Below are 21,299 nucleotides of genomic sequence, written 5' to 3'. Positions count from 1 at the left end.
AACGGGCAATGACGGCTCCTGTCTTGAACCGATCGCTTTCCAACCGGCGATCCATTCGCCGCAATCTGCTGGGCGGGATGACTGTCGTCGCACTGCTCCTCGGCGGAATGGGAGTCTGGGCCGGGACAGTGGACATTTCGGGAGCAATCATTTCGCATGGTTGGGTGGTCGTCGAGAACAGCGAAAAGAAAGTGCAACACCCGACGGGCGGCGTGGTCGGCAAGATCTTCGTGAGCGATGGCGACCGTGTCCGGGCCGGGGATATCTTGGTCCAGCTTAGCGACACCATTCCGCGTGCCAGCCTGGCTTACGTGACAAAGAATCTGGATGAGCTCTATGCGCGAAAGTCCCGGCTCGAGGCCGAGCGTGACGGCAGCGGGCGGATGACACTTGCTCCGATACTTGCCACGCGAATGAACAACCCGGAGATTGCCAACACGGTGGCCAGCGAACAACGGCTATTCGAGCTTCGTCGAACCGAGGTTTTTGGCAACAAGGCGCGCTTGCGCGAACGCATCGAACAACTCGGAAAACAGATCGAAGGCTATTCGGCTCAGGAATCGGCAAAGAGCAAGGAGATCGAGCTGATCAACGACGAACTCGTCGACATCCGCAGCCTTGTCGAAAAGAAGCTCACACTCAAGTCGAAGCTGACCGAATATGAACGCGAAGCAACACGCATCGAGGGTGAAAGGTCACAGCTTGTGTCAAGCATGGCGCAGGCAAAGGGTGCCATCGCCGAAGTCGAGCTCCAGATCCTGCAGCTGGACAAGGAGTTCTCCAGCGAAACTGGCAGCGAACTGCGCGAAGTTGACGCCAAGATCGCCGAATTCGAGGAACGAAAAGTCACCGCCGAGGACCAGCTGTCACGCGTTGACATTCGCGCTCCCTCCAGCGGCGTGGTCCATCAATCTTTAGTCCATACTGTCGGCGGCGTGATCAATGCGGGGGAGCCGATTATGTTGATCGTTCCCGACACCGACACTCTCACGGTCGAGGTGAAGGCCGCTCCGCAGGACATCGATCAGATATCGGTCGGCCAACGCGCACTTCTTCGCTTCACCGCCTTCAACGTCCGCACTACGCCCGAAACGGAGGGCACGGTGTCCATGATTGCGGCCGACGTAACGCGCGATCAGCATAGCAATGAAATCTACTACGCAGTCCGCATCAGGCCAGATCCGAAGGATTCGAAGAAACTTGGCTCCGTCTCGCTCATTCCCGGTATGCCGGTGGAAGCATTCATACGGACTGGTGACCGCAAGGTGCTCTCCTACCTGATCAAGCCTTTGACGGACCAGATGATGCGTGCGTTCAGAGATCAATAGCCGAGCGGCGGAGTTTGTCGTGGGATCGGCGCGATCTTGGCTAACCTTTAGCGACGGAGACTTGTCATGGCAGCAACAGAGCTGAAACCTCCCATCTTTCTGATCGGCAACTATCGGTCGGGGACCACAATTGCACAAAAATTGATCGGGCTGCATCCCGACATCGTTACCTGGTACGAGCCAAAAACATTGTGGCTATATGCCGATCCGGCGCGGCGTCATGACGAATTCGTCAGAACCGATGCTACCGAAAGGGTCGCTCGCTACATTCGTGGCAGGTTCCTCGAATATCAGTCGCGGCACGGCGACCGACAGATCATGGAAAATACGCCTGCCAATGTCTTGCGCGTGCCGTTTGTCCATGAGATTTTTCCGGAGGCCATATTTCTCTATATTACGAGAAATCCATTTTCATACATAAGCTCAATGGAGCTTAAGTGGCAGAGAGCTAAGTCTTTCAAAGGTATAATGCGTCTCCTGAAAATCACGCCTGTGACGCAAATTCATTATTATGCAAAAGATATTATAAAACAGGTGATCACAAAAAGGGTGCTCGGAAGGAAATATACATCGATCTACGGTCCACGTTACAACGGAATAGATCGGGATTTGAAGGATAATGAAAAGTTGACAGTGATCGCGCGTCAGTGGGCGCGCGGCAATCGAAAGGCTCGAGAAGATCTCGCCAAGCTTGGCGATGGCCGCGTTCTGTCTTTTCGTTATGAGGATTTGATACAGGATCCCGAACTGGTCTTGCGCCGCGTCTATGAACATTGCGGGCTTAGCTGCACCGACGATATCGTCCGCATGGCCAAGGAGATGATCGACCCCGGTCGCCAGCAGAAGTGGCTTCGCCTCGAAACGAAGGACCTGACGGCGATCATACCGGAGGTCCGGGATGAGATGGAATTCTATCGCTACGAAATTCCCTCGCTTCTTCAGTAGGTAAGGCGCGCCGCGCGGGCGGGCGGCACCGCAGCCGAGGCCCCTTCGTGGCCAATGCCGGTCGTGACATGCAGGCGCGGGCGCGTCGGCGAGCGTCACCCAATGTAATCGTGTCGCTCGGCGGATCCGGGATGGACGCAATGGCCGGCTGTTTGGATCGGCCGAAGAGTGGAGACAGGCGTGAGCAACAACAGGCGCGGGCTGGCAAAACAGAGTGTCGTGGGCATGTTGTGGACGGCTTTGTCCATGGGCGCCCTCGCCGTCGCCGAGCTTGCCTCACTTCTCATCCTGGCCCGGCTGCTCTCGCCCAATGAGTTCGGCCTTTATTCCGCAGCGCTGATCGTCATCAAGTTTTCGGCGATCTTCCAAGGACTTGGCATTACCCCAGCGATCGTCCAGCGACCTGTGCTGGAAGAGCGACATCTCCGGGCCGGATTCACCTTGTCATGCCTGCTCGGCCTCGTTGTGTCTGCGTTGGTCTGGGCGATGGCACCGGCAATTGCCGACCTGCTTCGACTTGCGGATCTGGCTCCGGTCGTTCGTGCCATCTGCTTCGTGTTCCTTTTCCAAGGCGCTTCCATGGTGGCATTGGCCGCGGCCCAACGCGCGCTTCGATTCCGCTGGCTGGCGCTCGTCGATGCCTGCGCTTTCGCCACGGGCTACGTCGTTGCCGGTCCGGTACTGGCTTGGCTCGGCTTCGGTATCTGGGCCCTTGTCGGCGCACTCCTGATCCAGCAATTCATCCGCATGGTCGTGCTGCTCGCTGGCCAGCCGCATCCGATGCGGCCCTTGCTGGAACGAAGCGCCATCTTCGAACTGCTGTATTTCGGAAGCGGTTTCACCATTGCCCGGGTATGCAACTACCTCGCCACCCAGGCAGACAGGCTCGTCGTGGGCCGCTGGCTCGGCGCAGATGCGCTTGGCCTGTACGGCCTGTCGTCACAGCTGATGACGACGCCCGCGGTCATAGTCGGTCAAGTTCTCGATAGGGTGCTGTTCCCGACCATGGCGCTAGTCCAGGAGCAGCCCGCGCGGCTTGCTCGCGCCTATCGCAGCGCGGTCGCGGGATGCGCCCTGACCGTCCTACCGGCCAGTATGGTCGTGGCGATCGTCGCGCCGGAGTTGGTTAAGGTCACTCTCGGGCGGGGATGGGAAGGGGTTGTCGCCCCCCTCCAGATCCTGGCGTTCAGCATGTTGTTTCGCACGAGCTACAAGCTGAGCGATTCCGTCTCGCGCGCAACGGGGACGGTCTACGCACGCGCGTGGCGCCAAGCCGTTTTCACCATCGGCGTCTTGGTTGGGTCCTTGATGGGGCAATTCTGGGGAATAGAAGGTGTGGCATTCGGCGTCGGCGCGGCATTCGGGATCAACTTCTTCCTCATGGCACAGTTGAGCCTCCGCGTGACCGGGATGACCTGGGGCGACTTCTTCATGGCGCATCTGCCTGGGCTGGCGCTCGCGGGCGTTGTCGGAACGGGCGTCTGGGCACTGGTGGAATGGCTGCGCGAGTTCCATCTATCTGCTCTTCCCCTGCTCATCGATACGGTATTGCTGGCATCTGCCGGGGGCTTGCTGCTGTGCTGGATCCTGCCGTCGCTGTTCCTGGGGCGGGACGGGCTATCACTGCTGCGTATGCTTGCCGCGGTGGCGCCCGCCTGGCCCAGGATGCGGAAGGCAACCGACTGATCAAAGTAGACTTCAGCGCTTGAGCGCCCGGCCATGGATCTCGGGCGACGGCTTTCATGTCAACGTTACCCGTCGCCATGCTCGATCTGGGGTCGGAACCGCCCCTGGTCGGACACGTCGAGATTCCGATTTTAGTCGAGAAATATGGAGAGGAGATTCGACATGGCAAAACTGGCGGGGCTTCCCTGGACTGACACGAAACTCTTGCTGACGGACTCCGGCATTGCCCCCGGCATCAAAGGCGACTGGCTGAACATCGACGATTGGACGCTGCCAATCGGAAGCGTGAGCGGCAACGAGAAGACTGGCGAGATCTCCGATCTGAGCGACGAACCTGCTGCGGAAACCGGCAAGGGGAGTCACAGTCACGGATTGGATCGCGCCGCGAACAGCCTCGATCTCATTTCCGCGCATGGGATCACTCCGACATCGGGGAGCGATGGCGGATTGAACGTCAGCCGACTGGCAGAGACGGCAGCCGGAGTTGGCATTCATCTGGACAGCAGCTTTCTCGATTTGTGGCAGGACGCGAAAACGGGCCATGCCGACAGCCATGTCACCTATGCCGCCACCATCCCTGAGGCAGTTGCTGACCTCGACACGGTCTCGACGGGCACCGCGGCTACCACCAGCAGCCTCCTCGCCGCTGCCTTGAATGCAATCGACCCGATCTTCGAGACAAGGGTGGCGGCCGCCGGCGACGATGTCGAGGAGAAGGGTTCGGGCTCGATCTCGACCAACATAAACGACCTCGAGCTGGGCTATGACAGCAGCACCCGACAGACGGTCGGCATCCGCTTCACCGGGATCGACATCCCGCAAGGCGCCATCATCACCGGCGCCTATATCCAGTTCCAGGCCAATGAGGTTAAGACCGGCGCGACCTCGCTGCTGATCAAGGGCGAAGATACCGACGACGCGAGCGCCTTCACCAGCGTCAGCTTCAACGTGTCCTCACGCGCGACGACGGACGCGTCCGCCTCCTGGACGCCGGACCCGTGGACCACGGTAGGCGAGCAAGGGCCGACCGAGCGCTCGCCGGACCTGTCGGCAATCGTGCAGGAGATCATCAACCGCTCGGGCTGGGCTGCGCTCAACGACATGGCGTTTTTGGTCACCGGCACCGGCACGCGCACAGCCGATTCCTACGAATACTCGCCGGCCAGCGCTCCGCTGCTGCACATCGAATATCTGCTGCCAGGATCCGGCAGTCCGGTGGCCTTCAACAGCCCGGCCGACGCCAACGCCGCCGCCAACCAGATCGCCGAGCTTGCCACAGCAGGTGCACCCACCGGGATCACCGCCTCGGCCACGGATCCCGATGCCGGATCGACCGTCACCTACACCATCAATGACTCGCGCTTCGTCATCAATTCCAGCAGCGGCGTCATCACGCGCTCGAGTACCGGCACGCTTGACTTTGAGACCCAGCCGTCGATCAACCTGACGGTGACGGCAACCTCGTCCGACCGAAGCACCGCCAGTCAGGCGTTCACCCTCGCCGTCCTCAACAGCGCTGAGCCGGTCGCCTTCAACACCTCGCCGGATGCCAACCCCGCCGCCAACCAGATTGCCCAGAACGCTGCCGCCGGCACGTCGGTCGGGATCACCGCCTCGGCGACGGATCCCGATGCCGACTCGAAGGTCACCTACAAGATCGATGACACGCGCTTCGACATCAATTCCAGCACCGGCGTCATCACACGCTCGAGTACCGGGACGCTCAACGAGCCGTCGGTCGCCCTCACCGTCACGGCCGCCTCGGCCGACGGCAGCATCGATACCCATGTCTTCAACGTCGACGTCACGTCCAACCAGCTGCCGACGTCGGTGACCCTGGCACATACCATCCTCACTTCGCTGTGGTCGCCACCGAGCCCCGATCCCACGGATCTCGTCTATATTTCTCACCTCGGCACGCTGCTGGTTGCCGATAGTGAAGTTGACGAGATGTCCATTTTTACCGGCAAGAATCTCTACCAAATGAATCTGAGTGGCAGCCTAGCGGGCACGCTCACGACGATCAAATTTTCCGATGAGCCGTCGGGGATCGCCTACAATCCCACCAACCACCATCTCTTCTTCACGGACGACACTGGCACAAAGAGCGTATACGAACTCAACCCCGGAGGGGACGGACTTTACAACACGTCCGACGACGTTGTGACCTCATTCAAGACGGCCGCATTCGGCAGCACGGACCCGGAGGGGATTGCGTATGATACAAAACGCGGAGTCCTTTATGTCGCCGACGGCACGACCCAGACGATTTACACCATCGCTGCGGGTCCGAATGGGAAATTCGATGGTCTCCCGAGCACAGGCGGCGATGACATAGTCAGCAGTTTTTCTGCGCGTGCGCTGGGGACCCCTGGCGACGAAAGCATTGCGTACGATCCGGTCCACGACCTCCTTTATATCATTACGTCGAAAAACTCGGTGGCAATGGTAACGCCTACCGGGCAGTTGTTGGGCACGCTCGATATCTCCGCGGCCCATGCGCACAAACCGTCGGGAATGGCGCTGGCGCCAAGCAGCGACGATCCAAGCCATAGTATGAGCCTGTACATCACTGATCGCGGCGTGGACAATGACGCCACTCCGACCGAGAACGACGGCAAGATCTATGAATTCCATTTAAATGATTGGCTGCTCGCCTGATCCTGCACGGCGCGCGTTTCAGGCCCATTAGACCGCATCATGCCCGGCCAAAACCGGCGAGCACAGAGCGCAGGTTGGTGCCGAGGCTTTCTTTCGTCTGAAAACCCGGATTCATTTTTTGTTGCGCTGATTTGAAGTTCGGACCCGTGAGCCGTAGCCGCCGGCAAAACAAAGCCCCGACCACCTGCGGCCTCAAAAGTGCCGCAGGTGGTCGGGGCTTTCAAATGACGGGCTGGAACCTTAGGTTCTCACAACGCTGTTTTCAGCGGCCACGATGCTCGAAGAGCCTACGCCTGGCCAGGGGGACCGGAGTGAATGTGGTTCTTGTCTCCCCAACCGTTGCCCGGGCGTGATCCGCCCGATTGGGCAATCGCCTTGGAGTTCAAGCTTGTGCCGAGCAAAAGCGTCACAGCCGGCGGCGTAACCGCCGCAAAACGCCCCGCCTTCTTGAGGAAGTCGCGGCGAGCTTGAGCCTCCGAGACCAGGGTCTCCTGAATCCGTTCTGAGCTTTTTGTGCTTTCAGTTGACATGTCAAACCTCTCCACAACCGTCTCAAATTTACAGATCTGAACTTATGCTTTGTGACCCTGGGGCACTAGTTCTCCAAAAGGCTTAGATTTTGGTGCGAGGGTTGAAAAGCGTGCGAGCAATGCGACGCAAGAAGTCCGACGGCCCACGTCGCGCCAAGCCGTAGACGCGTGAAAACCGCCATGTCCCCCACATCAAATTGCCGGCCAGGCGCAGCGGGGCTCCAACGACGGGGTGGGTCGCAGTGAAGATGCGTCTCCAGTGCTGGAAACGGACCATCCGACGTTGTGCACATTTCGCCGGGATTCTGGTGCCAAAGAAATGGTGCATGGCCAGGAGCTGGGTGTCGATCGCATTACGGGCGGTTCCATCGGATATGGATCGCTGCAGTGACGTCCAATCCACGTCGTCGCTTTCCGCCAATCGTGCCAGATCATGAAGGTGCCTGAGGTCTATCCTTCCGCGCCAATAATCGCCCTCCTTGAGAAGGTCGTGCACCATCCAGTGCATGGCGCGAGACTGAGCGGTAGGTATTTTCACCCGAAGGCCGTCTCGACGGACGAGCTTAGGGGGGGCAAAACCGTTCGCTCGGCTCGTCCGGAGCTCCAGCATTCCGGCGTCTTGCTGGCGGGCCATGCCTCGAGCGGCCGCCACATCGACGTAGCCAAGCTCTTCAAGACAGGTGCGGGCGGCTGCCTCTTCGGCCGGCTCCACAGCCAGATCAAGGTCACTCGTCATCCTGCTGGGAATCTGGCCGGCCGGTGAAAGGAACAAGGGAATGGCACCCTTGAGCAGGAGCGGAACGATATCGCTGCGGTTGAGGGCCGCAACGGCTTCACGCAATTGGGAACGCAAGCGCAGGTTCCGTTCCCGATTGCAGTCGTGAACGAACCGAAGATACTCACGCACGTCCTGCGGGAGCTGGTGGATTTGGCCGGCGCGCGCGAGGGACGAAAACAAATCGGGTGTGAGCAGAGTGTGATTTGCCAAAGCAATCACGGCCTGCCAGTCGGCCCTGTCAGTCGGGCTGCCGCGAAGTCCGGCGATCAACACCTCAAGTGCGTTGCCCCTGCTCATCATCGGCACGCTTGCGAGATGAGCTGTACCGCATCATCAAGTTTCGAATAGTTCAGGCAATAGGTTTCGGCCGATCCGATGAGTTGGGTGAGAACTTCGAACGCGGTGCCACTCAGCTTTCCGCCGGGTGCAAGCGCGCCGTTGAGCAGGCCGCGCAATGCGTTGGCAGGATCGACCGGCTCCAGGCAAGCCTTGGAACCGTGGCCTCGATGCAGCAGGATCACACTGCCGATGGGCAGGGGAGAAAGAGCCAAGGGCGCCGACGCCTTGGGCACGGCAAACCGTACACGCCTGCGGTCCGGCCGGTGGCAGACTGGAGCGTCATCGAGATCGGGACAGTATTCGGCCAGCAGCGGCCATGCTCCCGCCTTGACCGCGCAGGCAAACGGTAGGCCGACGCCATGCCCCCCGGAGTCCAGCAGAGTAACATCATCAGCCGCAAAGCCGAATCCTGCATGGACCAATGCCAAGGTCAGTGTTGTCTTGCCAGCGCCCGGATTGCCGCAAAGCAGGACCATATGTCCATTGCTGAAAAGCGCCGCCGCATGGAGAGCAAGTTCATAGACGCCGTGATCGAGAACCTCGTTCAGCAATTGCCCTTTCAGCGTGACGGCTAGTTCGTCGGGAGGGCAGGACAGAATCCAATTGCTATCCCGGAACAGATGGATCCGTCCATCGTGCCCGACTACCTCGAGTAGAACGTCGGCCGCCTCGCTTCGAACCTCAAGATGCCGAAATACGGTGATTGCGGGGAAGGCGTAGGCTGCTGGATACACAATGCGTATCTTGAGGCCCGCAACGGCGACCACCTGGCTCACGAGTTCCTGAGCTGCTGACGGAGACAAAGGCACGCAGGGCCGTATCAGGCTAAGCCGCTGCCAATCCGCGAGCGCTGCCTCGACATGTCTGTTTGCCTCAAGCCTTTCAACTCCCCTGCGCGCCATCTCGACCGAGATGGCTTGCGGTGCCATGCCTTCTTCCAGAAAGCGCCAGATGTCGGCAGCGGTGTCGTTGATGGCGAAAATGGCCTGCTTTGTCGGGCTAAACAGGACGTTTCTTTCCCTGACGCGTACCAACCGCCCTTGGATCACAAAGGTCGCAGGACTGTGATCGGCGCAGCCTGGTCTCGCAGTTCTGTCAATTGCCTCGTGCTGATTCATCACGGTGACCTTCCAAGCTGTTATAGCAAAGCGGGTGCGTTCAATGGGCGAGCAACATGCATTATCGTCACCGAGGGCTGCGAGTTCTCACAGCACTTCGTCGGAAAATCGGACCACGTTCTGATGCGCCGCGATCCACTGGAGCTGCGCCCTGTTCCAATAGCTCCGGGCGTCGGCGCCGGTCAGCAATCTGAAACCTGACGGCGGCAGCGGCAACGCGGGGGGGATTGGCTCGTCGGGTAGCCACAGCAACACATTGTCGCGACTTTCAATCGTCAGCCGCCACGTTCTTTCAAGGCGACGGAATCCACGCATATTAGGTGCAGCCAATGCAAAAACCGATTCCGTAATCCTCAACCTGGGTGACTGATCGACAGCTTTGATCGGCGCCTGATGTGTGATTTCGCCCTTGGAGAGAAAGGCGTGCATACGAATGAGGGATCTGTCGACCCGCACGGTTTGGCCTGTTCCGTCCCGTTCGTTTGATGCAGGATCCAGGCTGATCCCTGAGAAACATCCGTCGAACAGGCAGTCTTCAACGATGCCGCTGAGGAGATAGTCGTTCTCCACGGCATCATCCCTGATTTCGCTGAGCCAGCAGCCTTTTAGCCGAAAGCCGTCGGCGTGTTCAGCGAAACGAATGCCATCCCAACAGCGACGCGCACGGACACCCTCTATTGTCGAGTCGGTGGTTCCGTCCCTGACGAGCAGAGCGGCGCTGTTGCAATAGGTGTCGCGCCAATCAGACGTTAGCGGCACCTGACCATCGAAACGCCCTCCGATAAGGTGAACGCCGGGGCAGTTGCGGATGACGAGGGGATAGCGATTAACGGGCAGCGGCCCCTCGTCGCATCCCATCATCGCGCTGGGATCGCTATTTCTGCTGTTGGCAACTGTGAAGGAAGCATTTCGAGCGTTGATTGTTGCTCCCGGCTCGAGGTTGCTAATCGATTGCTGTTCGAACCCATACGCACCTGCCAGGACGAACTCCTTGCCCTTCGGCGTCTGTCCCCCTTGCGCTCGGCCCGAGCCCGCCAACAGGGCGATCAGAGGATACAGGCCGGCGACGCCCATGAATGATCGGCGGTTCATTGTGGTGCTAATTGACCTGCCGGGTCGCCCGGCCGACGCCGTTCGAGACAGGCCAAAAGCACCGCCTCAAGAACCCTTTCGGCGACATCTTCGGGCGATGCCAACCTTTCCACGTCGACCGCCGCAAGCACGCCGACGTGATCTTGCGTTCGCATTCCCTTCTCAAGATCGGCCACAATCTGGCGGCAAGCACGATCCGCCGCCGGCCAGAGATGACGGTCGCAGTCGGGAGATGCCCTTTGCATCCGCGAGGACCGATCGCCCCTTTTCAGAAGTCGATTTCGCGCTAGGCCGATCTCGCCGCGCAGATGGACAAAAACCATGTCATGCACGCCAATGGCGAGCAGAATATCAAGCCAATGCTCCGAAGTTTTCCGATGCTTACTCTTGATAAATACCGACAGGAAGCCCTGCAACAGACCCTGATCCATAATAATGATGGCATTTTTTCCTAGCCTCTCGGTCTGGATATAGGCAACCAAAACCGAAAGGTTCCAGATAACCTTGACTACATCGACAACCGATGATTGCCCGCTTTCGATGACAAAACGTGCAATTCGGGCGAGCAGCGAGCGAAACTGGCGGTCCTTGAATCTTGGGGCAACAATACCGATCCTGTAGATTTGGCGGTCGATGAACGCATTTGTCCCCCACGCTATTCGCACATCGCCTGCCAGCGGGCCGCACCGTCGCAAGTCGTTCGCCAACAGGGTGGAGGCGGTTGTCTTTCCGATCCCAGGGAGCCCAAAAAATTCCACGAATCGAACGTCTGCTTGAAGCGCGCGTGCTTCAAGGCTTGGCGGCAAACCTGCCGCTAGGTGGCTCGCTGTGTGCGGAATCATCGAATATGGTTGGCAAAGTTGATTTTAGGAAAGACAAAGGAACACGGCGGAAGCTCAATGTTGAAAGAGCTGGGGCCCAATTCTCGCGCACAGCTTCGGGTTCTCACCAAGCCCGCTCTGCATCGATCGTTGCCTGCCGCGGTAGAAGATGAGCAAAGCCAATGGCAGCCAAAAGAAGGCCGCTGTTGATGGGCCGAAAGAATCGCTCATCTGGTTTGCGGCGATGTAGTTGAAAACGGAAACCGATGTTCCGAGCACCATCACATTAATTTCCGTCGAGTGCTTCCCCCTGTCCTTATCAAACAATGTACTGAGGACAGCGCTGACAACATATACCACGACCACGAGCACCATTATTGACACCAACGCGACGCCGGGAATCCCCAGTGTTCTAAAGGCGTCGATGAACAGGTTGTGGCTATGGGGAGCGATATCGCCAACCGGCTGCCCTGCGCCGACGCCCATAAACGGGTGCGATAGGCCGAGGTCTATCGATATAGACCACAGTCGCTGCCGCGAGACGACCGAATGGGCCTCGCCTCCGGACAGTTGAAGGGCGAGCAGATTGTAAGCCCGTGGATTGAGGTACTGCAATGTCACCAAGCTCGCTTCCAGCAATATCGGAGCCGTAACAGTACCCACGATTACTGTTATTGGGCTCTGCTTTCTTCGAACCAGATAGATGCTGAACAGTCCGAAGAACGCTCCGAGGCCTGCAACACCGAGGACGAAATTCGTCTTTGAACCCGATTTCACCAAGCCCAGGAGCACCGCAACGAGGCAACCCAACAGGAGAAGGCGGTGGCTGCGGGATGAGACCAGCTTCGCGGCGACAAGCGGCAGAGCAGCCGATAATGCGATCCCGAGTTGGTTAGAGTGCTTGAAATAGCCTTCCGCGCGATCGGCGAATCTGGCATCGCCAAGCCCAATTGCGACAACACAGGACGTTGCAACACTCATGATGATCATCGTCATCACGATCCTATCGATTGCCACGAGGCCCTTTGGTCTGGTGGAAATCGCCGCGACCGCTGGAATAATCGCGAAACCGAACACCTGCGCGAAAACCGCGCGCATTGTCCTAGTCGGATTGTCTGCGTAAAGCATCGACAGCAGGGACAGAACCATGATGAAAGCAGATATCGTCAGCACTGCGGTCGCCAAGGCCGCTTCGGCCCGATGGAGGCGTCTTGCTGTTTCGGCATAGGCAACGACGCTTACCAGGGCGCAGAACAGAGCAAGCAAGAAGGAAAGCGAGCCATCCGTTCCGGCAATCCGCGTGGCGCCAGGGAACCAGATGGACACGATCAGCAAAAGAACGGATACCTGAAGCATAGATGGGATGTCACACCGAACGCGTGATCTGGGAATTTCGTGCCGACGCAACTCTGCCCCGATGCGCAACGTACAGCGCCTTGTTGGCAAGCTGCCGCATGGCAGGTGAATCTCCGCATACCTATTTCACGAGCAGCCTAGGCTCAGCGGATGGACAAGGAAATGTGCGAAAAGGGGGCATTGGGACAGGGTGCCCTACGCCTTTTGTGCAAAGCGGCTGAGGTGCAGCGATTTCCCACCATTTGATCGACAGTCGGTCAGTCAGTGCAGCCGGATTGGGTGTTGGTACGGATTCGCAGATGTGGGAGACTCAGGTACGGCACTTGAGTCTTCCACACCATAGGAGATCGCCTTGCTTTGGTGCCTTGTCGCAGTCGGCGTGATCGGCATTTTGCTGGGATCCCGTTTTCAAGCGGCTGCGCTCATCATCATGACCGCCGTGACTGTCGTTGTCGGAGTCGTTGCAGGCGGCATCGGCAGTTTGTTTGATTGGGGCCGCCTGGTTTCAATCCTGCTTCTCGTAATCGTTCTGCAGTGCGCCTACTTGCTCGGCCTCGTCCTTGGCGTCATCTGGCGCCGTGGCATGTCACGCGAGCAATGACGATCCGCGGCCGCATTCGTCGCGCCCCGGCGCCGGAGCTGTTCGCCGTTGTTTGCCGCCAGGACACGCTGTGACCTTTGCGGCAACGACATGCATGAGGGCAAGAATTTGCGATGCGCTTTACTTAAGACGCATGGTCGAATTTCATCACGGCGAAAACAGTCCGGACGAGAATAACGACATCGGCCCACAGCGACCATTCCCGCACATAGCGGCTGTCGATGAAGACACGACTGGGATAATCCATTGCGTCTCTGCCGGTCACCTGCCACAGGCCGGTTAGCCCCGGTCGGGTTTTTAGATAATCGACCGCACAGGAGCCGTAACGTTGGAGTTCGTCGGGAACGACCGGACGAGGGCCGACGCAACTCATCTCGCCGCGCAGCACGTTGATGAGTTGAGGCAGCTCATCCAGGCTCGATTTCCTGAGAATATACCCCAGGAATGTGATGCGCGGGTCGTTTTTGAATTTCCAATTCTGCTCCCACTCCTTGGCGGCTTCGGGATTGCTGGCGAGATAGTCGGCCAGGACCCGCTGCGAGTTCGCCACCATGGTCCTGAACTTGTAGCAGGCGAAGCGCTTGCCATTGAACCCGACCCGGGTGTGGGAGAACACCACCGGTCCACCGTCAGTCACCAGTATCAAAAGGGCAACCGCCAGCATGACCGGAGCAGCAAGGACAAGCGCGATCAATGCGACAGTGATGTCCATCATCCTTTTGGGCCGGCCTCCGAGCGGACGGAGGTTTTGGCCGATGTGGATGCCGGCTCTGCGGCGCTTTACGTCGAACGCGCTGATTGTCACGGGGTTTCACCAAGTATCGCTGCTGGTGTTGCTGCCCAACTTCACAGCGGCTTGTCATTCTTCGCAAGAGAAGCAAAGGAGGTAGCGGCGTACTCGGCGCTCTTTACCCCTTAGCCTGATCCGCGCGTCGCTGGCGTAGCGTCTGTAAGCCTTCTGACCAAACGGCGTATCACCTAGCATCCGTTTGCTGCGGTAGCGGTTCGGGCAGGTTCGGATGTATTGCCAGAGCCTGCATTGGACCTGGTTCGGCTACCAAGAGTTCAGGGCGCCAACCAATTCAGGCCGTCACGCTCCTGGCGAGGATGGAATATACGGCAGCCACATTTGCCAAATGCGCAAGGCCGCAAAAGCGTCCGTCATAGCAATGCAGGAAATGACGTGGATCGCGCCGAGACCCGGCAGGGCAGTTGATCCGCTTAAAGGACATTGCCAGCCTATGTGATAGTGGAGCGCAACGTGGGGCCAAGCTTGATGCCTTTACCACGTAATTTTTCCGCAAGGTCGTTTCCCGGTCATATTCCCGAGACCGACCTTGCCGGAGTGCTTGCTATCGTGCGCAAGCAAATAGCCTTGCTTGATCTCGATCTCTCCGGCCTCACGGTCGTCGTTGGCGCTACGACAGGATACCAAGCCGTGACTGCTACAGTGGCGGCGCTCGCCAATGCCAGCCGTGTCGTTGCGCTCACCCGCATATCCTCCAGACATCCGAGTCTGGTGGCCATCGCAGACGCGACGTTGGCATTTGCCAAACACGCTAGGGTCTCCCAGCGTGTTGAAGTGACGAACCGCATCGACAGCCGCAAATGGCAGGAGGTCGACCTCGTCACGAACTGTCTTGAGGTCGGGCCGATTTCGAGATCGCTCATCGAACTCTTACCCTCGCATGCGGTGGTTTCGCTAATGGCTGAACCATGGGAGCTTCGGCCGGGCTTTGTGGACTTCGACGCCTGTGACGAGGCCGGCATCAAAGTTGCGGCCCCCAATCTCAGCCACCCAGCCATAGACCTGCTGCCGGAATTCGCGCGGTTATGCTGCGTCTTGCTCGGCGATGCCGGCGTCGTCCAACGTACCCCGAGGCTCGCCATCGTCTGCGACACGCCCTGTGCACCGTCCCTTGAGCATAAGCTACGCGAGGGTGGGGCGAGAGTAAGTGTTTTTTTGCACCCCATGCTCCTGACCGACGATGCATGGGATGTGATCGTGGTCGCGATGAGGCCGACTGACAAACCACCAATGGACATCAACTGCCTGGGCCGTATTGCCCGGAACTCTCCCCAAGCGCTGCTGGTGCAGTTCAGCGGCGGGGTCGATCGCTCGGCCGCCAGCTATTTCGGCCTCAGGATCTGGCCATTGAAGCGGCCCACCAGTGGTCAGCTAGGCCTTCCACTTGACGTACTCGGACCGGCTCCAATGGTCCGCAGAGTGACGGGAGGACTGAAGGCCGCCGAAGCCGCATATCGGGGCGCAGAGCTTGGAGGGGACAGCAGCGTTGGATTTCTCGTGAGGGCAGGGTCCGCGACGGCTGGCTGGGAACGTGCTTAAACACACGCTGAGCGTGCCCGTTTTCGCGAAACGCTCAGACGAGGCCATCGACCTTCGGAACCTTAGATCGGAACGGCGAACCTGTGGTCCCTCCCTTAACGCACCCGGCAGTTACATTGCCCAGAGCCGTCCAGGCAAAGACCGATCGAGGCAGCCTCAAAGCAACATTTGTCTAAGCTTGTACGCTACTTCGGTGCGGTTCGTAGCCTTGAGCTTTTTCATGATATTTCGGATGTGGACCTTGACGGTGCTCTCGCAGAGGTTGAGTTCGTAGGCAATTATCTTGTTCGCCTTGCCTGTCCTCAGTGCCTCCACAACCGCAGCCTCGCGTGTGGTGAACATGCCGGTGAGCGGACGGGCACCGTTTGCGGTCGAGTGGATGACCTCTCGAAGCGCCAGCACGCAGCTGGCGGGTACAAAGATCCCTCCGGCACGAGCGAGACCAATGGCCTCGGCAGCGACCTTCACCTTCACGCTCGTAGGAATGTAGCCTCGGGCGCCACATTCGAGAGCTGCGAGAATCTCCCCCGGCTCGTCGGAATCCACCACGACGATTACAGGTACGGTGCCAAACTCGGAAATGAAGTGCGCAAGTTCCGCCCGAACACTCTGGTCCGTGACCTTTCTGGCGCCAAGAATTACGAGGATCGCAGATGGCTCCTCGTCCCCGGCAATGTGCTGGATTTCGTCAAGCGATCCTACCGCGCTAACGCGCAAGTTGGGATTGTGTTCGATAAGGCCGCGCGCAAGGCATTCACGCTCAAGCGCTCGCTTGTCGACGATCATGACAAAGCCTTCGCTTGGACGTCCTTCGTCGAGATCGGACCTGCCAAGACTATTCGCGTCCGGCAGATGTCCATTGTGTACCGGTCTTGTTGCGTCGTTCCAAAAATCGGAAATTTGGGGATGTGCCATCGCTTTACCTACTCCTCTCCATCGCGCTGACTTGCTTTTATCCTTTTTGGTTTGGCTCCTCGCAAAGCATGTCAAAGGCGTGAACTGATACGCTCATCGTCTGTCAGGCTGACTAGATGTTGACTGAAGATTGGATTCAAGGAGTAGGGCATACGCCGCCCCAACGCACGGACGTATGGCTTCCCCGCCCTATGGAGGTAACCCAACCTGGAGGGCATACTACGATGCTGTGGAAAAGACGCATTAACCCTGGTTAACAATTTGGTAATTATATCTTAGCTAGCTAATATACCCGAAAGTATATAACAACCTGTAGTTGTATCAAAACCAAGTACAACACTAATAAGGCGAACTCAAGATCGTCCCAACCTAAGAGCGCACTTGGTGTTCGGAGAAAATGGGGCGCAATTTTAGAACCTCACTGACCTCCGCTGCCGGTGCCACGCTGGCTCGGCACGTTGACATCCCTTCCCGCAGCATGATGCGGCAATGTGTTGGTATGTCCATTTAATAGACGGATGCGGAATTGGACGAAAAAAACGGGTCGTCCGCCAAGTGTACAAGGCACGTCAAACACATTGCCTAGCTAAGGCAACAGCCGGTCGTCTTCTGCTTCCGCCTCAGTAAGGTTCAGATGGAAGGTGCAACGCAGTCCGGGTTTCTCGAAATTCAGGACAACGCCGCCAGCGGTCAGCAACTGTGTGCCAAATCCCTTGTCCACAACCCGGGCGACTGGGGGACCTCCTTCCTCACGCCATTCAAGCTCAAGATGGCGAACGCCATCGTCGCCGACAACCTTCCAGGCAACTGAAACCGTCCCGGTTGAATTCGACAGCGCCCCGTACTTTATGGCGTTGGTGGCAAGCTCATGAAGCGCCAGCGCGAACGAAAGGGTCACGTTTGGCGGAAGCCAGACGGCCTCCCCGCAAATCTGGAAGCGGTCTAACGCTGCATGCGGCTTAATCGAGTTCGTGATCGGATCACCAAGATCGACGCCGCTCCAATTTTCGCGTGTAAGAATGTCATGAGCCTTTGCCAGCGAGACGAGCCTACTGGACAGGTTCAGTCCGGCCTCGGTGAGGTCGGTGGCGTTGCGAATCGTCTGATTGGCGATTGATTGGACAACAGCCAGTGTGTTCTTCACGCGGTGGTTGAGTTCGTTGACCAGCAACTGGCGTTGCTCTTCGCCGCGCTTGCGTTCGGAAATGTCCAAACTGATCTGCACGGCGCCTATGATAGAACCGCCCGGATCGCGGATTGGACGTGCGCTGGAGAGCAAATGGCGTTGCATGCCCGATGGAAGCGTATAGGCGAATTCCTGATTGTCGATCGTCTCGCCCCGCATCGCCCTGCTCAAGGGACGGTCTTCACGCGCAACCGTATGTCCGTCCTTGACTGCCACGGTATCAATGACGCGGTCGGGCGTGCCGAAGGACTTGCGAGTGTCGGTCGGCAGCCCCATCAGCTCTGCTGCAAAGCGGTTGCGAATAACCTGGCGAGCCTGGAGGTCGTAGGTGAACCAAACAGCTGCTGGTACCGTCTCCAAAACAGTCTCCAGCTCGCGCGTTCGCTCCGCGATCGCTCGCTCCGCATCGACCATCGCCTTTGCAATCGTGGCGAATTCGGCAACTGATGTGGACATCGGTTCGACCTCACGGCCATGGCCAAGCGCCTCGGCGCGGCCAGCCAGATCGATGGTGGCTTCGGTCAATCGTTTTCCAACGACGTAGGCGAGAGCGAGGGATAACAGCAGCGCTGCAAGGCCTATTCCACAAATCGCCGTGAGCGAGCGCCAAAGCGGCGCCTGCACTTCCGCAAGCGGCACATTGGCCGCATAAAACCAACCGGAGTAGGTCGACCGATAATAACCCGCCAGCAGCGTCGTTCCCTCGAAATCACGAGATTTGAAGCTGCCGGTCAGGCCGACGATTTTGTCGACATATTCGGCCAGTCCTGGCTTGCCAGTCATCTTCTCGTGCTGCGTGGACCGCGCAATATAATTGCCGCCGCGATCGCCGATGCCGACCGTCCAGCCTGCCGGCACGGCAGGTAGCATGACATCGCGAATGCGCGCAGTCGGGACCGAGATCGAAAGAAGCCACGCTTCATTCTTGGGTCCGAGCACTCGCCTTGTAACAGCAACGCGATAGCTGCCCGACTGCTGGTCCACAAAGACATTGCTGACCAAGGACACCAGTGGACTTCAGCTTTTCACTGTCTTCAGCCGTTGTCGGTTCGACGAGTGGCGAATTCCCACCTCGCGCGATGTCGGTGGTCGCCAGCTGATTGTGATCGGCATCGTTCAACGCGATCACCTGATCCATGCCTTGCACAAGGCGACCAGCCTCATCGTGAAACAATTTCAGATCGCCGTTGGCGAGAGTGGCCGATTTAGAGAGACCGTCAAGAATGGTCTGCAGGTTGACCAGTTCCGCCTCGACCACCAGCGAGACTTGTCGTGCCGTCTGCAAGGCATCCTGTTCGAAGCGAGTTTGCTGTTGCAGTGCATACTGGACGAGCAGATATGCCGCGAACAGCGAGACCGGCATAACTGCCGCGGCGATAAGACCAAGCAGGTGAGCTCGAGCCGATCGACGAAGCACGCCCGTGTCCTTTTTTTGAATCCGCTAAAGCACAGTCGCAAGCGGCGAAACGACAAGCGTTAGCTATGGCGAACCGAAGGCTGTCGGCGACAGGATTTAATTCCGAAGCAGCGGTCTGCCAAATCGGCAAAACGTCTGGAAGGAGCACAAAAGGCCGTATGCCATCTGGCGCCGTGAAAAGCGGAAAACGAGAAGCCTATTCCTACACTGTCGCCGCCGCTCCTCCTACTCCCATTCTGTTTTAATCAGCACTAGTGCGGCTTTTCGAATATGCTCACGACGGCGGTCGTCACCTGCGGCCATCGGTTGCCCGAATTGTTGCACTCGTACTTCTTTCGTACGCTTTGCGCCTAATTCAGCAGAAGCGCATATAGTCCCCAGCCCCGGCGCCGTTTCTCACAAACTGCCCGTGGGTTAGGCCCGGTGTCCTAGCCCCATCCCAACAAAGGGGTGCCGGGCCGCTCGACTCAAACCCGTTCGTTCAAAGGCCCGCCGCCCCATTTGCGAGGCGGCGGGCCCTCGCCCAGCCCACACACGTATCAACGCAATTGCGGTGCCAAGCGTATTGACCCGTAACGGGTCACTTTGGGCCCAGCGGGAGATGGGCTTCACTTGGTAGCTGGCAGCATGGTGGCCCGACACCTGCCGTGGTGGTACGCGCCGGTGCTGATGACGATTTTGTCCTCGATCATGATGGCCCTGTTGCAGCTTCAGGCGAACCTGACCCGTTGATTGGACCGTTTCATGGACGCGCTCCCATGCGGTATAATGATCCAGCAGTCTTCTTGCCTGATCCGCGGAAGATCGTGAGAAGACAGCGTCGAGGACGATGATTATGAAGAGCCGGTGATTGGTTTGGAGACGACCATGTCCATCAGCGACCAGATCGCACCGCTCGGCACTGACCCGCCTTTCGGATTGCATCGCGCGACCGACCGCGCGGATGGGGGCCGCCGGACGCCGATCCTAAACCTGTCCTTTTTCCGCGGCGAGGAGCTCTATTTCGCCAAGGAACGGCCGGTTCTGGAACGACGGCATGCTGATTCTCAGGGATGACGAGCGCATGAAACTGCGCCCCGGCGAGACGGTGGAGAACCGGCTGGTGCGGTTCCGCACGCTTGGCTGCTATCCGCTGACCGGCGCCATAGAATCGGATGCCGATACGCTGGAAGCCATCGTTGGCGAAATGCTGACCGCGCGCACCTCCGAACGGCAGGGGCGCCTGATCGACCGCGACGAAGCCGGCTCGATGGAAAAGAAGAAGCGCGAGGGGTAATCATGGCAAAGAGCCTCGCACCCACCGACGGCGTTCGCGACTATCTGGCGGCGCAAGAGAAGAAATCGCTGCTGCGCTTCCTGACCTGCGGTTCCGTCGATGACGGCAAGTCGACGCTGATCGGGCGCCTGCTTTCCGACACCAAGCAGCTTTTCGAGGACCAGCTCGCCGCGCTCGAGCGCGATTCGCGCAAGCATGGCACCACCGGTGACGACATCGATTTCGCTTTGCTGGTCGACGGTCTCGAGGCCGAGCGTGAGCAAGGCATCACCATCGACGTCGCCCACCGCTTCTTCGCCACGCCGAAGCGCAAGTTTATCGTTGCCGATACGCCCGGCCACGAACAGTACACGCGCAACATGGCGACCGGCGCTTCGACCGCCGACTTGGCGATCGTGCTGATCGATGCCCGGCAAGGGGTGCTGCGCCAGACCAGGCGCCATTCGATCATCACCTCGCTGCTCGGCATTCGCCACATCGTGCTGGCTGTCAACAAGATCGATCTCGTCGATTTCGACCAGGCGGTCTTCGACCGGATCGTTGAAGACTACCGGCAATTCTCGCGCGATCTCGGCTTCGAAACCATCGTGCCGATCCCGATGTCGGCCCGTTACGGCGACAACGTCACCAGCCACTCGGACAGCATGAAGTGGTATTCCGGCCCGACGCTGATCGAGCATCTCGAAACCGTGTCGGTCGATGAAGCGGTGGTCGAACTGCCGTTCCGGTTTCCGGTCCAGTATGTCAATCGCCCCAATCTCGACTTTCGCGGCTTTGCCGGCACGATCGCGTCCGGCTCGGTTGCGCCAGGCGACGAGGTCGTTGTCGCCAAGTCCGGCAAATCCTCGCGCGTCAAGCGGATCGTCTCGTATGGCGGCGACCTTGCCCAGGCGGCTGCCGGCC

At 58.8% G+C, this 21,299-nt stretch carries 17 protein-coding genes and 1 pseudogene; 8 read left to right on the top strand and 10 right to left on the bottom strand.

The window, feature by feature from the left end; translation table 11 throughout:
• Window positions 1-8: 8 nt before the first annotated feature.
• The 4 genes from NKH02_RS18125 to NKH02_RS18110 all read left to right on the top strand — a co-directional run bounded on the left by NKH02_RS18125 (window position 9) and on the right by NKH02_RS18110 (window position 6,620).
• Entirely contained in the window at window positions 9-1,328 is a 1,320-nt protein-coding gene (locus tag NKH02_RS18125) for an HlyD family type I secretion periplasmic adaptor subunit (protein WP_352880449.1), read from the top strand.
• A gap of 66 nt (window positions 1,329-1,394) precedes the next feature.
• Complete coding sequence (locus tag NKH02_RS18120; RefSeq protein ID WP_352880447.1) at window positions 1,395-2,273, top strand: sulfotransferase family protein; 879 nt, start codon at window positions 1,395-1,397, stop codon at window positions 2,271-2,273.
• Window positions 2,274-2,453: 180 nt separating this feature from the next.
• Window positions 2,454-3,959, top strand: coding sequence for a lipopolysaccharide biosynthesis protein (locus NKH02_RS18115; protein WP_352880445.1), 1,506 nt, complete (start codon window positions 2,454-2,456; stop codon window positions 3,957-3,959).
• Between the two features lie 162 nt (window positions 3,960-4,121).
• Window positions 4,122-6,620 (top strand): RTX toxin, encoded by a 2,499-nt coding sequence (locus tag NKH02_RS18110; RefSeq protein ID WP_352880443.1) that lies wholly within the window; start codon window positions 4,122-4,124, stop codon window positions 6,618-6,620.
• Between the two features lie 287 nt (window positions 6,621-6,907).
• On the opposite strand, the gene NKH02_RS18105 is transcribed toward NKH02_RS18110, so the two are convergent.
• The 6 genes from NKH02_RS18105 to NKH02_RS18080 all read right to left on the bottom strand — a co-directional run bounded on the left by NKH02_RS18105 (window position 6,908) and on the right by NKH02_RS18080 (window position 12,654).
• Complete coding sequence (locus tag NKH02_RS18105; protein WP_352880539.1) at window positions 6,908-7,150, bottom strand: hypothetical protein; 243 nt, start codon at window positions 7,148-7,150, stop codon at window positions 6,908-6,910.
• Between the two features lie 82 nt (window positions 7,151-7,232).
• A complete protein-coding gene (locus tag NKH02_RS18100; RefSeq protein WP_352880441.1) occupies window positions 7,233-8,228 on the bottom strand; it encodes a nucleotidyltransferase family protein in 996 nt (331 codons plus the stop codon).
• A complete protein-coding gene (locus NKH02_RS18095; RefSeq protein WP_352880439.1) occupies window positions 8,225-9,385 on the bottom strand; it encodes a PqqD family peptide modification chaperone in 1,161 nt (386 codons plus the stop codon). Before NKH02_RS18095 ends, NKH02_RS18100 begins: the two co-directional genes overlap by 4 nt.
• An 87-nt stretch (window positions 9,386-9,472) precedes the next feature.
• On the bottom strand, window positions 9,473-10,459 hold the full coding sequence (locus NKH02_RS18090) for a hypothetical protein (RefSeq protein WP_352880437.1): 987 nt from the start codon (window positions 10,457-10,459) through the stop codon (window positions 9,473-9,475).
• A 14-nt stretch (window positions 10,460-10,473) separates the two neighbouring features.
• Window positions 10,474-11,235 (bottom strand): hypothetical protein, encoded by a 762-nt coding sequence (locus NKH02_RS18085; RefSeq protein ID WP_352880436.1) that lies wholly within the window; start codon window positions 11,233-11,235, stop codon window positions 10,474-10,476.
• Window positions 11,236-11,373: 138 nt separating this feature from the next.
• Window positions 11,374-12,654, bottom strand: coding sequence for an O-antigen ligase family protein (locus NKH02_RS18080; RefSeq protein ID WP_352880434.1), 1,281 nt, complete (start codon window positions 12,652-12,654; stop codon window positions 11,374-11,376).
• A gap of 352 nt (window positions 12,655-13,006) precedes the next feature.
• Here NKH02_RS18080 and NKH02_RS18075 point away from each other — a divergent pair, with 352 nt between their 5' ends.
• A complete protein-coding gene (locus tag NKH02_RS18075; protein ID WP_352880432.1) occupies window positions 13,007-13,255 on the top strand; it encodes a hypothetical protein in 249 nt (82 codons plus the stop codon).
• Between the two features lie 124 nt (window positions 13,256-13,379).
• On the opposite strand, the gene NKH02_RS18070 is transcribed toward NKH02_RS18075, so the two are convergent.
• Complete coding sequence (locus NKH02_RS18070) at window positions 13,380-13,970, bottom strand: sugar transferase (RefSeq protein ID WP_352880430.1); 591 nt, start codon at window positions 13,968-13,970, stop codon at window positions 13,380-13,382.
• Between the two features lie 642 nt (window positions 13,971-14,612).
• On the opposite strand from NKH02_RS18070, the gene NKH02_RS18065 reads away from it, so the two are divergent.
• Window positions 14,613-15,602, top strand: coding sequence for a hypothetical protein (locus NKH02_RS18065; RefSeq protein ID WP_352880428.1), 990 nt, complete (start codon window positions 14,613-14,615; stop codon window positions 15,600-15,602).
• A gap of 156 nt (window positions 15,603-15,758) precedes the next feature.
• Here NKH02_RS18065 and NKH02_RS18060 read toward each other — a convergent pair whose 3' ends face one another.
• From NKH02_RS18060 to NKH02_RS18050, 3 genes are all read right to left on the bottom strand, one after another.
• Window positions 15,759-16,517 carry a LuxR C-terminal-related transcriptional regulator gene (locus tag NKH02_RS18060; RefSeq protein ID WP_352880426.1) on the bottom strand — a complete coding sequence of 253 codons (759 nt, stop codon included), beginning with the start codon at window positions 16,515-16,517 and terminating at the stop codon, window positions 15,759-15,761.
• A gap of 586 nt (window positions 16,518-17,103) precedes the next feature.
• Window positions 17,104-18,711 carry a sensor histidine kinase gene (locus NKH02_RS18055; RefSeq protein ID WP_352880424.1) on the bottom strand — a complete coding sequence of 536 codons (1,608 nt, stop codon included), beginning with the start codon at window positions 18,709-18,711 and terminating at the stop codon, window positions 17,104-17,106.
• Window positions 18,623-19,120: a hypothetical protein gene (locus NKH02_RS18050; RefSeq protein ID WP_352880422.1), complete on the bottom strand. Its 498-nt coding sequence runs from the start codon at window positions 19,118-19,120 to the stop codon at window positions 18,623-18,625. The genes NKH02_RS18055 and NKH02_RS18050 overlap by 89 nt, the downstream gene beginning before the upstream one ends.
• Window positions 19,121-20,116: 996 nt before the next feature.
• Here NKH02_RS18050 and NKH02_RS18045 point away from each other — a divergent pair.
• Window positions 20,117-20,396, top strand: a pseudogene (locus NKH02_RS18045) (sulfate adenylyltransferase subunit CysD); the annotation flags it as partial.
• Window positions 20,397-20,398: 2 nt separating this feature from the next.
• Window positions 20,399-21,299: sulfate adenylyltransferase subunit 1 (locus NKH02_RS18040; protein ID WP_352880420.1), on the top strand; the 901-nt coding region annotated here is incomplete at its 3' end.

The sequence above is a fragment of the Mesorhizobium sp. M1396 genome, assembly GCF_040317725.1.
Lineage (GTDB): Bacteria > Pseudomonadota > Alphaproteobacteria > Rhizobiales > Rhizobiaceae > Mesorhizobium.
This window is presented reverse-complemented; position numbering and strand designations above follow the sequence as displayed.

Bases quoted from the DNA above. Each gene is read 5' to 3' on its own strand.
- NKH02_RS18080 (WP_352880434.1), bottom strand. From the start codon at position 12,654: ATGCTTCAGGTATCCGTTCTTTTGCTGATCGTGTCCATCTGGTTCCCT.
- NKH02_RS18110 (WP_352880443.1), top strand. From the start codon at position 4,122: ATGGCAAAACTGGCGGGGCTTCCCTGGACTGACACGAAACTCTTGCTG.
- NKH02_RS18060 (WP_352880426.1), bottom strand. From the start codon at position 16,517: ATGGCACATCCCCAAATTTCCGATTTTTGGAACGACGCAACAAGACCG.
- NKH02_RS18095 (WP_352880439.1), bottom strand. From the start codon at position 9,385: ATGAATCAGCACGAGGCAATTGACAGAACTGCGAGACCAGGCTGCGCC.
- NKH02_RS18105 (WP_352880539.1), bottom strand. From the start codon at position 7,150: ATGTCAACTGAAAGCACAAAAAGCTCAGAACGGATTCAGGAGACCCTG.
- NKH02_RS18125 (WP_352880449.1), top strand. From the start codon at position 9: ATGACGGCTCCTGTCTTGAACCGATCGCTTTCCAACCGGCGATCCATT.
- NKH02_RS18100 (WP_352880441.1), bottom strand. From the start codon at position 8,228: ATGATGAGCAGGGGCAACGCACTTGAGGTGTTGATCGCCGGACTTCGC.
- NKH02_RS18070 (WP_352880430.1), bottom strand. From the start codon at position 13,970: ATGATGGACATCACTGTCGCATTGATCGCGCTTGTCCTTGCTGCTCCG.
- NKH02_RS18090 (WP_352880437.1), bottom strand. From the start codon at position 10,459: ATGGGCGTCGCCGGCCTGTATCCTCTGATCGCCCTGTTGGCGGGCTCG.
- NKH02_RS18120 (WP_352880447.1), top strand. From the start codon at position 1,395: ATGGCAGCAACAGAGCTGAAACCTCCCATCTTTCTGATCGGCAACTAT.